Origin of the sequence: uncultured Anaerotruncus sp. (assembly GCF_902490045.1) — a bacterium.
GTDB lineage: Bacteria > Bacillota > Clostridia > Oscillospirales > Ruminococcaceae > Anaerotruncus.
This window is the reverse complement of sequence record NZ_CABUCJ010000008.1, coordinates 26,844-40,669: the sequence shown is the minus strand read 5'-3', so window position 1 is coordinate 40,669 and position 13,826 is coordinate 26,844. Positions and strand designations below refer to the sequence as shown.

The following is a 13,826-nucleotide window of genomic DNA, read 5'->3' as shown; positions in this document are numbered from 1 at the left end:
CCCGCCGCTTTTTTCCTGCGCCGAAACCGGGGATTTCGTCAATTTGATACAAGACAAATCCCGGCGCGGGTGCTATGATAGGGGACAGATTCAAACCGGGAGGGATCGCCATGGCGGAGGAACGCCGCGTCTGTTACGACAATGAGCTGAAGATCGAGGCCTACCAGTTCCAGGGCCTGATGCAGAAATTTCCCAACCACTTCCACGACCACTACGTGGTGGGGTTTATCGAGAGCGGCAAGCGGCACCTCTCCTGTAAAAACCGCGACTACATCCTCGTTTCGGGGGATATGCTCCTGCTGAACCCGCGCGAAAACCACGAATGCGAGCAGGTGGACGAGCGGGCGCTCGATTTCCGCTGCCTCAACATCCCCGAGGCCGTGATGGAATCGGTCATGGAGGAGATCACCGGAAGCCGCCGCCTGCCCGAATTTTCCGAGCCGGTCGCGCCTCAGGCGGAGGAGGCCCTGCTCCTGCGGGAGGTCCACGAGATGATTATGGAGGGCAGCGCCGACTTTGCCAAGGAGGAGGCGTTCCTCTTCCTGATCGAGCGGGTGACAGAGCGCTACGCCCAGCCGGCCGCCGGCCGGCCCGAGGCGGAAAACGCCGGCGTGCAGCGGGTGCGCGCCTTTGTGGACGCGCACTACGCCGAGCCGGTCTCCCTCGACGAGCTGGCAAAGGCCGCGGACATGAACAAATTCGTCCTGCTCAGGGCGTTCACGCGGGAACGGGGCATCACCCCCTACCAGTACCTGCTGACGGTGCGCATCAACAAGGCGAAGGAACTGCTCGAACGGGGCGCGCAGCCGCTCGAAGCCGCCATGTCCAGCGGCTTTACCGACCAGAGCCACTTCACCAACGCCTTTAAGCGCTTCATCGGCCTGACGCCCGGCCAGTACCGGGAAATTTTCCGTGAGAAATGAGGGAGCCGTTTTGCCAAAGCAAACCGTCCAGGGCCACCTCGCGGCGGCCCTGACCATCCTGATCTGGGGCACCACCTTTATCTCGACCAAGGTGCTGCTCCGCGACTTCGCCCCCGTCGAAATCCTCTTCTTCCGCTTCTGCATCGGCTTTCTCGCCCTGTCCGCGATCTGCCCCCGCCGCCTGCGCGCCGCCGGCTGGAAGCAGGAGCGGTATTTCCTCTTCGCGGGCCTGACGGGCGTCACTCTCTATTTCCTGCTGGAAAACATCGCGCTGACCTTCTCCCCCGCCTCCAACGTCGGCGTCATCATTTCGGTCGCGCCCTTCTTTACCGCACTGCTCGCCCACTTCTTTCTGAACGGCGAGCCGCTGCGGGGCGGGTTCTTCCTCGGCTTTGCCGTCGCGCTCGCGGGCGTCGCGCTCATCAGCTTCAACGGGGCCGCCGTCCTGCGCCTCAATCCTCTCGGCGACCTGCTCGCCCTGCTGGCGGCCCTCGTGTGGGCGGTCTACGCGGTCCTCACCCGCCGCATCGCCGCGTTCGGCTTTCCCACCGTCCAGGCCACCCGCCGCGTCTTTTTTTACGGGCTGCTCTTCATGCTCCCCGCCCTGTTCTTCACCGATTTCCGCTGGGGCTTCGCGCGCTTCGCAAACCCCCGGCTCCTCTTGAACATCCTCTACCTCGGGCTTGGAGCCTCCGCCCTCTGCTTCGTCACCTGGAACCTCGCGGTCCGGCGGCTCGGCGCGGTCAGGACGAGCGTCTATATCTACTGCGTGCCGGTGATCACCGTCGCGACCTCGGTGATCGTCCTGCGCGAGCGGATCACCCCTCTCGCGGCGGCGGGCGTCCTGCTGACGCTGGCGGGGCTGGTCCTCTCGGAACGGAATCCAAGGAAAGGAGGCGAACCGGCATGTCTGGAAACGGACAAAAATGCGTCCTTGTGATCGACGGGGCCCTGCCCGCGGGAGTGGCCGCGAACACGGCGGCCATCCTCGGGATCACGCTCGGGAAGCGCTTCCCCGAGATCGTCGGCCCCGACGTGGCCGACGCGGCCGGGCGGATCCACGCCGGCATCACCGGCTCCCCCATCCCCATCCTGAAGGGGGACCGCGCGCTGCTCCGCGACCTGCGCGAGCGGCTCTTCACGGAGGAATTTTCCGGCCTGCTGGCCGTCGACTTCTCCGACGTGGCGCAGCGGTGCCGCGTCTACGACGAGTACGTCAGCGGAGCCGCCGCGGCCTTCCCGGAGGAATTTTCCTACTACGGCCTGGCAATCTGCGGCGACGCCAAAAAGGTCAGCCGCCTCACCGGCAGCCTGCCGCTGCTGCGGTGACGAAAAGAACGCCCCCTGCCCGGCGCGCCGGGCAGGGGGCGTTGCGTATCTCCTAGACTAGAGGTCGGGGGTCGTCGGCGGGGATTTGCGCAGAGGCGCGGCCTGCTGGAACCCGTAGGCGATCTCGATGAGGGTGGGCTCGCTCCACGGGCGGCCGATGATCTCCATGCCGACCGGCACGCCGATGGGGGCGTTTTGGTCGGGAGTGCTGTAGCCCGCGGGCACCGCGATCGACGGGAACCCGGTCACCGAGCAGAGTACGCCGTTGCGCTGCTGCTGGCTGCCGCCCGTCTTGCAGACGAGCTGCTGCTGGTGCGGATAGACCATCGCGTCCAGCTCGTAGTCGGCCATCAGCTTCATGACCTTGGTCTGGGTCTGCGCGCGCAGGATCAGCCGCTGGTTATATTCCGGCGTGCCGGTCGAGAGCTGCATCGCCTTCTCGAGGTTCTCCCTGATGCCGGGGTGGAACTTGCCCGACGCCATGACCTCCTCCACCGAATGGACGGGGGCGCGCGGCGGCAGAGCGTTCAGGTAGATGTTGAGGTGGTCCTTGAGGTCGTAGAGGTGGACGCTGACGCTCGAGGTGAGCCAGCCGGAATCGATTTCCTCGGTGATGGGGACGATCTCGGCGCCCTGCCCTCGCAGGACCTCGATCGCCGCGCGCACAACGCGGTTGACCTCCTCGTGCACGTCCTTCTTGCCGAAGAAGCTCTCGAGCACGCCGATCCGCTTGCCGCGGATGCCGTCCTTTTTGAGGTATTCGGCATAGCTGCCCTGCTGGAGCTTGTCGACGCACCAAGCGGTCTCGTCGTCGCCCGGGTCATAGCCCGCGATCACGTCGAGCACGGCCACGGCGTCCTCCACCGTGCGGCAGATGGGGCCGGCGGTGTCCTGCGTGAAGGAATAGGGCACGACCCCGCCGCGGCTCACCAGCCCGATGGTGGGGCGGATACCCACGAGGGAGCAGGCGGAGGAGGGCGAACGGATCGAGTTGATCGTATCGGTGCCGATGCCGAGGATGCCGAAGTCGGAGGCGATCGCCGCGCCCGTGCCGCCCGACGAGCCGCCCGGCGTCCGGGTCAGGTCGTAGGGGTTGAGGGTCTGGCCGAGGATCGAGCTGATCGTCTCGCCCCAGATGGCAAACTCGTGCAGGTTGGATTTGGCGAGGATGAGCGCGCCCGCTTCCCGCAGGCGTTTGGTGATGAAAGCGTCCTCGTCGGGCGTAAAGCCGCGCAGGCTCTCCGAGCCCGCGGTGGTCGGCATATCCGCCGTGTCGACGTTGTCCTTGAGGATGACAGGGATGCCGTGCAGCGGGCCGGTCAGCCCGCCGTTTTTCAGCGCCGCATCGAGGCGGTCGGCCTCCTCGAGCGCCCTGGGATTCACGAGGATGATCGCGTTGAGGCAGGGCCCCTTCTGGTCGTACGCGTCGATCCGTTTGAGGTAGTACTCCGCGAGCTCGCGGCAGGTCACTTCCCCCGCCAGCATCGCGCGGTGCACCGCGGCAACTGTGGTTTCCTTAAAATCAAAAGGCATAACAGCAGGTTCCCCCTTTCAGGTCAGGGGCGTCAAACAGGCAGGAAGAGGACGCCCAGGATGAAGATCAGCCCGCTCATCAGCATGATGGCGGTGGTGTAGCCCATGATGTCCTTCGCCTTCAGGCCGGTGACGCCGAGCAGCGCGATCGCCCAGAACGGCTGGAACATGTTGGTCCAGGTGTTGCCGTAGCCGACCGCCAGCGCGGTCTTGATGATATCGGCGTTCATCATCATCGCCGACTGGATCGCGATCGGGCCCTGAACCGCCCACTGGCCGCCGCCGGACGGAACGAACAGGTTGACGATCGAGGCGCTGATGAAGGTCCACAGCGGGAAGGTGAAGGGCGTGCTGATCGATACGAGCCCGGTCGCGAGGATGTCAACGAGGCCGGAGTACTTGATCATGCCCATGATGCCCGCGTAGAGCGGGAACTGGAAAACGATGCCGCTGACGCCGCCGATGCCGTTCTTGACGGCGCGGATGTAGTTCGCGATGTTGCCGTGCATGATGATGCCGGCGAAGAGGAAGATGGCGTTGACCATGTTGATGTCGAGGTCAAAGCCCTTGGTCGCGAAGTGGTAGACGATATACACCACGCCCATCAGCGCCAGCGCGTAGGCCAGAATGCGGCTGTGGTTGAGGCGGTCGCCCACGGAGGGGTTCTCGGGAAGCTGGTCGACCGATTCACTCTCCAGCTCGATCATTTCGATCGCGGTCTTTTCGAGCGGGCTCACGTGCTCCTCCTTGGGGTGCAGCATGCCGGCGAAGATCGGCGGCAGGACGAGCAGCGCGATCGTGACGATGATATTCATCGGGTTGAACATGTACTGGGAAATCGGGATCACGCCGATCTGGTCCTCGAGGAAGTGGCCCGGCGTCGCGATGAGCAGGCCGATGGAGGAGGAGAGCATCCCCTGCCAGGTCATCTGGCCGACATACGCGCCCGCCGCAATCAGGCCGTACTCGAACGGGATCTTTTTGATGCGCAGCTCCTTGGCCAGCTCCTTGGCCAGCAGCGCGCCCACGATGAGGCTGAGGCCCCAGTGCAGGAAGGATGCCAGGACGGACACGAAGGTGACCAGCCAGGCGGCCTGCTTGCCGCTCTTGGCAAGGCCGGCCAGCTTGCGGATGCCCCTCTTGGCGATGGGCGCTTCCGCGACAGCGGATCCGGTGATGATGATCAGGCACATCTGCATTGCAAAGGCCAGCAGCTCCCACAGGCCCTTATACCAGTTCTGGACCATCTGCATCGGAGTCTGCCGCGCGACTACAATGCCCAGGACAAACGCGATGAGGGTCAGCACGACCGCAAAGATGCTCGGGTCGGGCATGTACTTCATCGACCATCTTGTCAGGGAGGCGCCCACCCTTGCGATCGCATTGCCTTCGTCCCTGCGGACCGGTTTCGACTCACTCGCCATGAAAACATCGCCTCTTTCTCTCTTTTATTTATCCGTCGGAGCGCACAACACGCCCCGTTAGGACCACACACCATTACCGCGCTTTCAATTTTCGACATTTTATATAATTTTAATTTACATGGTTAATATATTTTATGCATTGATTATACCATGTTCAAATTTCTTTGTACAGCACGGCGGGCACGACAAAAAAATCGGCGCCGTGGAAAAAATCCACGACGCCGTTGTCGTTTACGCAAATAATCATACTTCATCCGTGCTGCCCTGTCAATTCATTCCATTCAATTGCATAAAACTTTGGAAAATCCTCCAAAGTTTTTTCCGGAAAAAATTGATTTTCTGCCCATATTTTTGATTTGCGGGTTGCATGGCCTCCACTATGAAAATCCGCCCATCCGCGGTATAATGGCCCCAGACGGCTGTCAAACGCCGCCAATCCCCTAAGGAGCGCGGCAGATGCTTCACGACAAAAACGCTTCCTCTTCGACATCGACGAAATGCTGGTCGACGGCAGCCGACCTGGCAGTTCCCCGATGTGCGCGCGCTGCTGAACGCGCTGCGCAGGTAGGCGGAAAAACCCCCGCCCCGGTTCCCGGGGCGGGGGTTTTGTCATTTTACCAGCTTGTCGAGCAGCGCGGCGATCTCTTCGATCTTCTCCTCCGCCGCGCCGTTTTCGCACGCGTCCCGCACGCACCCCTCAAGATGCGCGCGCAGCACCTCCCGGTTGGCCCGCCCGAGGATCGACTCGGCAGCCATGATCTGGTTGGACACATCGATGCAGTAGCGGTCCTCCTCCACCATCCTGAGGATGCCGTCGATCTGCCCGCGCGCCGTGCGCAGCAGGCGGGCGACCTGTTCCCTGTCCGCCCGCATCAGTCGAGCGACAGGACGTCGTAGCCCGCGTCGGTGACGGCGGCCTTCATCTGCTCGTCCGTCACCCGGCCCTCCGTCTCAATGGAAGCCGTCTTGGCCTCGAGGTCGACCTTCGCCGTCACGCCGTCAAGCGCGTTCAGCGCCTTTTCCACCCGCGCGGAGCAGTGTCCGCAGCTCATGCCTTCGATCACCATCGTCTTTTTCATGGGAATTGTTTCCTCCTTCAAGTTGATTTCTTCTTGCTGATTACTATTTGTATTTGAGGCCGCGGCCCTCCGCGGCCGGAACAGCTTGAGGCGCAGGGCGTTCGAGACGACGCACACCGAGCTTAAGCTCATGGCCGCGGCGCCGAACATCGGGTTCAGCTTCCAGCCGAGCACCGAGAAGAAGACGCCCGCCGCCAGCGGGATACCGATCGAGTTATAGAAGAACGCCCAGAAGAGGTTCTGCTTGATGTTGCGGATGACCGCGCGCGACAGGTCGATGGCCGTCACCGCGTCGAGCAGGTCGCTCTTCATGAGCACCACGTCGGCCGATTCGATCGCCACGTCGGTGCCCGCGCCGATCGCGATGCCCACGTCCGCGCGGGTGAGGGCGGGCGCGTCGTTGATGCCGTCGCCCACCATCGCGACCCTGCGGCCCTGCTCCTGCAGCTTGGCGACCTCCCGCTCCTTGTCCTGCGGGAGCACCTCCGCCACCACGCGGCCGATGCCGAGCTGCTTCTGGATGGCGGCCGCGGTGCGCCTGTTGTCGCCGGTGAGCATCACCACATCGATCCCCATCTGCCCGAACGCCTCGATCGCCGCGCGGCTGGTCGGCTTGACCGTGTCGGCCACCGCCGCCACGCCGAGTGCCCTGCCCTCTCCGGCAAAGTAGAGGGGGGTCTTGCCCTCCTCTGACAAGGCCTCGCCCTTTTCAGTGAAGCCGCCGAGCGCGATGCGGTTTTCGTCCATCATTTTGCGGTTCCCCGCGAGGTAGCGGACGCCATCCACCGTGGCCGCGACACCCTGCCCCGCGACCGCCTCGAACTCCGCCGCGGCGCGCAGCGGGAGGTTCCTCCGCGCGGCCTCCTCGACGATCGCGGTGGAGAGCGGGTGCTCCGACTGCTTTTCCACCGAGGCGGCGATTGTCAGCAGCTCCGTCTCGGAGATGCCGTCCGCCGCCAGCAGGTCGGTGACGCGCGGCCTTCCCTCGGTGATCGTGCCCGTCTTGTCGAGCACGACGGTGTTGATCGTGTGGGCGGTCTCGAGTGCCTCGGCCGACTTGATGAGGATGCCGTTTTCCGCGCCCTTGCCGGTGCCGACCATGATCGCCACCGGGGTGGCCAGGCCGAGCGCACAGGGGCAGGAGATGACGAGCACCGCGATGCCGATCGAGAGCGCGAACTCCACCGTGTGTCCGAGCAGCAGCCAAGTTGCGGCGGCGATCACGGCGATGCAGATGACCACCGGCACGAACACGCCGCTCACCTTGTCGGCGAGCTTGGCGATGGGGGCCTTGGAGTTGGCCGCGTCCTCGACGAGCGCGACGATCTGCGCGAGGGTGGTGTCCGCGCCCACCTTGGTGGCGCGGAATTTGAAGTAACCGGAGCGGTTGATCGTCGCCGCGATCACCCGGTCGCCCGGGCCCTTGTCCACCGGGATGCTCTCGCCGGTGATCGCCGACTCGTCGACCGCCGCGCCGCCCTCGGTGATCTCCCCGTCGACCGGGATGCTTGCGCCCGGCTTCACGATCAGCAGGTCGCCCACCGCGACCTCCTCGACCGGGATTTCAGTTTCGGCGCCCTCCCGCTCGACGAGCGCCGTCTTGGGCGCGAGGTCCATCAGCTTGGTGATCGCCTCGCTCGTCTTGCCCTTCGAACGGGTCTCGAGAAATTTGCCGAGCGTGATGAGCGCCAAAATCATGCCCGCCGACTCAAAGTAGAGGTCCATCGAATACCGCTCCACCATGTCGGAGTCTCCGTGCCCGAGCCCCCAGCCGATCATGTAGATCGCCACGACGCCGTAGACCATCGCCGCCGCCGAGCCGATCGCGATCAGCGAATCCATGTTGGGCGCGCCCTTGAAGAGGGTTTTGAAGCCCACCTGATAGTATTTGCGGTTGACGTACGCGATCGGCAGCGTCAGCAGGAGCTGGGTGAACGCAAAGGTGAGCGCGTTTTCCGTCCCGTGCATAAAGTGGGGCAGCGGCAGGCCCATCATATGCCCCATCGAGATGTAGAAGAGCGGGATCAGGAAAACGAAGGAGACGACCAGCCGCCGCTTCATATTGGCAATCTGCGCCGCCACCGGGTCGGCGGCGGGCGCCGCCTTCGCCTGCGGGCGGGCCGATGCCGCGCCCGCGTGCACCGAGGCGCCGTAGCCGGCCTCCTCGACCGCGCGGATGACCGCGGCATCGCTCGAGGCCGTCTCGTCGTAATCGACCGCCATATTGTTGGAGAGCAGGTTGACCGTCACCGACCGGACGCCCGGGACCTTCGCAACGCTCTTTTCCACATGCGCCGAGCAGGCGGAGCAGGTCATGCCCGTCACATCGAACTTTTGCTTCATGGCTTTCATCCTTTCAACACCCCCAGGGGGTGGGGGTGATCCTGTGGTTATTCTATACGGATTTCATCCACTTGTCAAGAGGGGGCATCCGCTTTACATTGGTAATGCGATGATGTATAATAAAGTCTGCCTTATCTAAGATTCCCGGAACCATCCGGATTTATAGGGGGAAACCGCCATGCTCATCGACTTTCACACCCATATCTTCCCCGACGCGCTCGCCGCAAAGACGCTGCCGCGCCTCTCGCACATCGCCTACGACAGCCCCTACTACACCGACGGCACCGAGCGCGGCGCGCGCGAGGCGATGGCCGCGTGGGGCGTGGACCGCGCCGTCGTGCTGCACATCGCCACCAAACCCGGCCAGCAGAAGACCGTCAACCGCTTTGCGGCCGAGGTGCAGGCGCGCAACCCGAACATGCTCTGCTTCGGCGCCGTCCACCCGAAGGACCCCGGCGCGGCCGCCGAAATCGCCGAAATCAAGGCCGCCGGCCTCTGCGGCGTCAAGCTGCACCCCGCCTACCAGGAGTGCTATTTCGGGGATGAGGCGTTCTTCCCGATCTACGCCGCGATCGAGGAGGCGGGCCTGCCGCTCCTCCTCCACGCGGGGCGCGACCCCGTCAGCCGGGAAAATTTCGCGCCTGCCGACCAGATCGCGGCGGTCGCGCGCGCCTTCCCGAAACTCACCCTCATCGCCGCGCACATGGGCGCGCTCGGCCAGACCGAACCCGCCTCCGCCTTTCTCTGCGATCTGCCCAACGTCTATTTCGACACGGCGATGAGCTCGGTCTACCTCGAGCCGGGCGAGTATCTCCGCCTCATCCGCAGGAAGGGCGCGGACCGCGTGCTCTTCGGCACCGACTGCCCCTGGAACACCGTCGAAAACGAGCTCGGCATGCTCGAGCGCCTCGGCCTCACCGGGGAGGAGCTCGAGATGATCAAGTGGAAGAACGCTTTGAGGCTGCTGCCAGGAGGAACCTTTTGAAAGAGATTCCCTCTGGACCCCATTGAAAGCTTCCGGCAGGCCCGGCCCCGGCCCGCTCCGCGGGCCGGGGCTTCGTCTTTTTGCACGGAAATTCCGGAGCGGCGCGCGAATTTACAATATTCCATTGTCTTTTGCACATAATTTGATTATAATATGATTCTGCAATGGTATTTTTATCCGGGGATTATCCGGGCGTCGGAGGATTTATGCAGCAGCTTACCCAGCAGCTATTTGAATTTCTGTCGGGCGCGGGCCGCGAGCTGGCTCTTTTCATCGTGTCGATGGTGCCGCTCATCGAGCTGCGCGGCTCCATCCCGCTCGGCGCGCTCTTCGGGATGGACTGGCCGACCGTCTTTGTCATCTCGGTCGTCGGCAACCTGCTGCCCGTCCCGTTTATCGTGCTGTTCGGCAGGCCGCTCTTCCGCTGGCTCAAGTCCACGCGCCTGCTGTCCGGGCTTTCCACCCGCGTGGAAAACCGGCTTATGGCAAAGTCGGACAAGGTCACCCGCTACGAATCGATCGGACTCTGCCTCTTTGTGGCCATCCCCCTGCCGGGCACCGGGGCCTGGTCGGGAGCGGCGATCGCCGCGCTGCTCGGGATGCGGATGCGCCCCGCGCTGCTGTCGATCACGCTGGGCGTGCTGATCGCCGGGGTCATCATGACGGTGGGGTCCTATGGGCTGCTCGGCTTTTTGAATCTCTTCTGACGGCTGGTCAAATAAACGGAAAGGGGACGGCGGTTTGGACAAGTATAAAAAGCTTCTCTCCAACACGCTGATCTTCGCTGTCGGCACCTTCAGCTCGAAGGTGCTTGTTTTTCTGCTGGTCCCCTTCTATACCCGCGTGCTCGCGCCGGGTGAATTGGGCGACGCCAACCTGCTCGCGCAGACCGCCAACCTGATCATCCCGCTCGCGTCGATCGGCATGTCCAACGCGATCATCCGGTTCGGCATCGACCGCGCCACCGACAAACGGGACGTCTTTACCGGCGCGCTCACCGCCATCTTTTCGGGCTATGTGCTTCTGCTTGCCTTCTATCCGCTGCTCTCCCGCGTCGAAATGCTCGAGGGCGGCGCGCCCCTCGTCTACCTCTATGTGCTCACCTCCTGCATGCGTTCCCTCTGCGCGCAGTTCGTGCGCGCCAAGCAGTTCATCAAGCTCTACGCCTTCGACGGGGTGCTCAGCACCGTCATGGTCATCACCTTCAACATCATCTTCCTGGTGGTCTTCCACCTCGGCCTCACCGGGTACCTGCTCGCCACCATCGCAGCCGATTTTTTCTCCTCGGTCTTTCTTTTCACCATCGCGGGCCTGCGCCGGTATATCCGCTTCCGGGGCTGCGACTGGTCGGTGCTCGGCTCGATGCTGCGCTACGCCATTCCCCTCATCCCCGCGAATGTCTTCTGGTGGGTCACCAACGCCTCCGACACCTATTTTATCAAATACTACATCGGCTCGGACGCAAACGGCCTGCTCACCATCGCCTACAAGGTCCCCACGATCATCAACCTGCTCTCCGGCATCTTTACCGACGCCTGGCAGATGTCCGCCTTCACCGAGGACGGACCCGGGCGCACCCGCTTTTTCAGCAACGTCTTCTCCGCCTATCAGGCGTTTATCTTTTCCGCCGCCTCGGGCCTGCTGCTCTTCAGCAAGCTTGTCATCCACATCCTCGCCCACGGCGAATACCTCGAGTCGTGGAAGTATACCCCCTTCCTGCTGCTGGCCACCTCCTTCTCCTGTTTCGTCACCTTCCTCGGCAGCATCTACATGACCGAAAAAAAGAGCGTCGCCACCCTCGTCACCACCGCGCTCGGCGCGGGCGCGAACGTCGTCCTCAACGCCCTGCTCATCCCCCGCTTCGGCATCAACGGCGGCACCTTCGCCACCTTCGCCAGCTACCTCATCGTCTTCGCCGTGCGCATCGTCGATACCCGCCGCTTCATCAAGCTCCACTGGAGTCCCCTCAAGCTGCTGCTCAACCTCGCCATCCTCCTGGGCCAGACGTGGGTGCTCCTCAGCCTCGAGACCGGCTGGATCCTGCCGGAGGCGCTGCTCTGCCTGCTCCTGCTCGCCCTCAACTTCCGCCAGATGCTCGCCAACGCCCGGAAGATCTTGCGGAGGAACTAGCCAAGGGGAACTTTCGAGAAAGTTCCCCTTGGAACCCCTCAAAGCTTTTGGTTCAGGCGGGCCGCGGGCGCTTCACCGCATACGCCGCCCGTGCCGGAAGGAACCAACACTGAGAACGTCCCCCTTGAAACCCCTCAATGCCTTGGCCCAGGCGAGGCGCGGCGATTTCCCGCACGCGCCGCCCGTGCCGGAGGGAATCCGTACACAATTTCCGTGTATCCGGCCCGCCTCCGTCCGTTTTGCTGTATGCTTGGGACGGGGGTGATTTTTATGGCGTCCATTCTTAAGGCGGCATACCGGAAACGCCGCCGAAATTCCTGGCCGCAGGAGTGCGAGGCGGAGAAAACGCTCAAGGAAACGCTGAACGGGGAACAGCGGGGGCTTCTGATCGATGTGATCGATCACTACATCGCCTACTATGATGAATTTTCGTGGCACTGCTTCAAGTACGCCTTCCGCAAGGGCGCGCGGACGATGATGGAGCTGTGACCAAAGGAAATTGTTCCCTTTGGGGTTCCAAACCATTTCGTTTGCGTTTTGGCCCCTCCACGTCCCCGCCTCACGGGTCGAGTGGCTTGGGCGGGCGTCGGCCGGCCTGATCAAAGTCTTTGGGCGCTTTCTTCAGAAAGCGCAAAAAAAGCCCCCCGGCTGACGCCGGGGGGTTCTTTTTTCCGTCCTTCTCAGGCGGCCGCCGAGCTTTTGCCGGCCAGCTTCTGGAAGTCGATAAATTTGACAAGGAGGGCGACGACGACGGAGGTGGTGATCATCTCGCCGATCATGATGGGGCCGTTGACGGAGAGGGAATAAATCCACACGGGGGTACCCTCGGGGGCGTAGCTGCCCCAGACGATGATACCGGAGAGGAAGCTGCAAAAGAAGCGGCAAAAGACGACGACGAGCGAGCCGACCGCCGCGCCGAGGGGCTTCTTTTTAAAGCGGCGGGCGACGGGGCCCGCGAGGCCGAGGACGCCGAACGCGACCACATAGTCGAGCAGGATGAGGGCGACGAACATGCCGAGGGTCTGGACCGGCGGCGGATAGAAGCCCTCGAGCATCTGGAGCAGCGAATAGGCGAAGGCGGTGAGCATCGCCCACCTGGTATCGTACATGAGCGAGATGATGATGATCGGGGCCATGCTCGCGGCAGTGATCGACCCGCCGTTGGGGAAATGGTAAAATTTGATCATCGACAGCAGCAGCGCCAAGGCGAGCATCAGGGCGCTGTGGGTCAGCTTCCGGGTTGTGATTTTCATTTCCAGCATCCTCCTCACTGTGCATGCGCCGGCGCGCGGGCCGCCAGTTTGTCAAGGTTCACAAAGCGCACCACCAGCGAAACGGCAATGGCGCTTACGATCATTTCGGGGATCATGTAGGAGCTGTTATAGCCGATCGAGTAGAGCCAGACCGGCATGTCCTCCGGGGCGTAGGGGGCCCAGATCAGGATCCCCGACAGGAAGTGGCAGCAGAGCCGCAGCAGGATGACCGCACAGGTCGCGGCGGCGGCGCCGGCCACCCGGTTTTTAAATCGGCGGGCGATCACGCCGGCAAGGCCGAGCACGCTGAACGCGATCACATAGTCGAGCAGGATGACGAGGGCGAAGGAAAGAAAGTCCTGCGTCGGCGGCGGATAGAAGCCCAGCAGCATCTGGACCATCGAGTAGGCGAAGGCGGTGAGCATCGCCCAGCCGAAATCGTACATCAGCGCGATGACGACGATGGGCGCCATCGAGGCGAAGGTGACCGAGCCGCCGTTGGGCAGCTTGTAGACCGCGAAGATCGACAGCACGGTCGCCAGCGCGATCATGATCGCGCTGTGGGTGAGCTTTCTTGTAGCAGTGTTCAATGCGATTTCCCCTTTCGGATTTTGTTTTTTCCCAAACAAAAACGCCACAGATAATCCCTGCGGCGTAAAAGGAGAAACGCTCTTCCTACGCTGGCATTACCCAGATCAGGTTTTCGGGTCAACGCGGCAATACGCGCTATCTCAGCCGGCTTGGCGCCAGCCCCCCGTTACGTGGCTTATTCTGTTTGCGGTGCTTATTATACACCATCCGGCCGGGTTTGTAAAGCCCGCCCGGAA

13 protein-coding genes and 1 riboswitch are annotated in these 13,826 nt (G+C 63.0%); of the genes, 7 read left to right on the top strand and 6 right to left on the bottom strand.

Features of this window, described 5'->3' with window-relative positions; translation table 11 throughout:
* Positions 1-110 precede the first annotated feature (110 nt).
* Genes RDM88_RS01900 through RDM88_RS01890 form a run of 3 tightly spaced genes read left to right on the top strand, consistent with a single transcriptional unit; the run spans position 111 to position 2,252 of the window.
* Positions 111-923 carry an AraC family transcriptional regulator gene (locus RDM88_RS01900; protein WP_308752678.1) on the top strand — a complete coding sequence of 271 codons (813 nt, stop codon included), beginning with the start codon at positions 111-113 and terminating at the stop codon, positions 921-923.
* A gap of 10 nt (positions 924-933) precedes the next feature.
* On the top strand, positions 934-1,863 hold the full coding sequence (locus RDM88_RS01895) for a DMT family transporter (protein ID WP_308752676.1): 930 nt from the start codon (positions 934-936) through the stop codon (positions 1,861-1,863).
* Positions 1,830-2,252, top strand: a complete 423-nt coding sequence (locus RDM88_RS01890) for a DUF2000 domain-containing protein (RefSeq protein WP_308752674.1) — start codon at positions 1,830-1,832, stop codon at positions 2,250-2,252. The genes RDM88_RS01895 and RDM88_RS01890 overlap by 34 nt, the downstream gene beginning before the upstream one ends.
* A 57-nt stretch (positions 2,253-2,309) precedes the next feature.
* On the opposite strand, the gene RDM88_RS01885 is transcribed toward RDM88_RS01890, so the two are convergent.
* From RDM88_RS01885 to RDM88_RS01870, 4 genes are all read right to left on the bottom strand, one after another.
* Entirely contained in the window at positions 2,310-3,785 is a 1,476-nt protein-coding gene (locus RDM88_RS01885; protein WP_308752672.1) for an amidase family protein, read from the bottom strand.
* 32 nt (positions 3,786-3,817) lie between these two features.
* Positions 3,818-5,209, bottom strand: a complete 1,392-nt coding sequence (locus RDM88_RS01880) for a TIGR00366 family protein (RefSeq protein WP_308752670.1) — start codon at positions 5,207-5,209, stop codon at positions 3,818-3,820.
* Between the two features lie 609 nt (positions 5,210-5,818).
* Positions 5,819-6,082, bottom strand: coding sequence for a metal-sensing transcriptional repressor (locus RDM88_RS01875; protein WP_308752668.1), 264 nt, complete (start codon positions 6,080-6,082; stop codon positions 5,819-5,821).
* Positions 6,082-8,631, bottom strand: coding sequence for a heavy metal translocating P-type ATPase (locus tag RDM88_RS01870; protein WP_308752666.1), 2,550 nt, complete (start codon positions 8,629-8,631; stop codon positions 6,082-6,084). Before RDM88_RS01870 ends, RDM88_RS01875 begins: the two co-directional genes overlap by 1 nt.
* A gap of 178 nt (positions 8,632-8,809) precedes the next feature.
* On the opposite strand from RDM88_RS01870, the gene RDM88_RS01865 reads away from it, so the two are divergent.
* From RDM88_RS01865 to RDM88_RS01850, 4 genes are all read left to right on the top strand, one after another.
* Complete coding sequence (locus RDM88_RS01865) at positions 8,810-9,616, top strand: amidohydrolase family protein (RefSeq protein ID WP_308752664.1); 807 nt, start codon at positions 8,810-8,812, stop codon at positions 9,614-9,616.
* A 206-nt stretch (positions 9,617-9,822) separates the two neighbouring features.
* Positions 9,823-10,323: a small multi-drug export protein gene (locus RDM88_RS01860; protein ID WP_308752660.1), complete on the top strand. Its 501-nt coding sequence runs from the start codon at positions 9,823-9,825 to the stop codon at positions 10,321-10,323.
* A 34-nt stretch (positions 10,324-10,357) separates the two neighbouring features.
* Positions 10,358-11,746 (top strand): polysaccharide biosynthesis C-terminal domain-containing protein, encoded by a 1,389-nt coding sequence (locus tag RDM88_RS01855; protein ID WP_308752658.1) that lies wholly within the window; start codon positions 10,358-10,360, stop codon positions 11,744-11,746.
* Between the two features lie 270 nt (positions 11,747-12,016).
* The gene (locus RDM88_RS01850) at positions 12,017-12,235 is read left to right on the top strand and encodes a DUF6809 family protein (protein WP_308752656.1); all 219 of its coding nucleotides are present in this window, start codon (positions 12,017-12,019) and stop codon (positions 12,233-12,235) included.
* A gap of 191 nt (positions 12,236-12,426) precedes the next feature.
* Here the strand turns inward: RDM88_RS01850 and thiT (RDM88_RS01845) are convergent, their stop codons facing one another.
* Positions 12,427-12,999: an energy-coupled thiamine transporter ThiT gene (thiT, locus tag RDM88_RS01845; protein WP_308752654.1), complete on the bottom strand. Its 573-nt coding sequence runs from the start codon at positions 12,997-12,999 to the stop codon at positions 12,427-12,429.
* 14 nt (positions 13,000-13,013) lie between these two features.
* A complete protein-coding gene (gene thiT, locus RDM88_RS01840) occupies positions 13,014-13,589 on the bottom strand; it encodes an energy-coupled thiamine transporter ThiT (protein WP_308752652.1) in 576 nt (191 codons plus the stop codon).
* A 65-nt stretch (positions 13,590-13,654) separates the two neighbouring features.
* A riboswitch (TPP riboswitch) is annotated at positions 13,655-13,766 on the bottom strand.
* Positions 13,767-13,826: the final 60 nt, after the last annotated feature.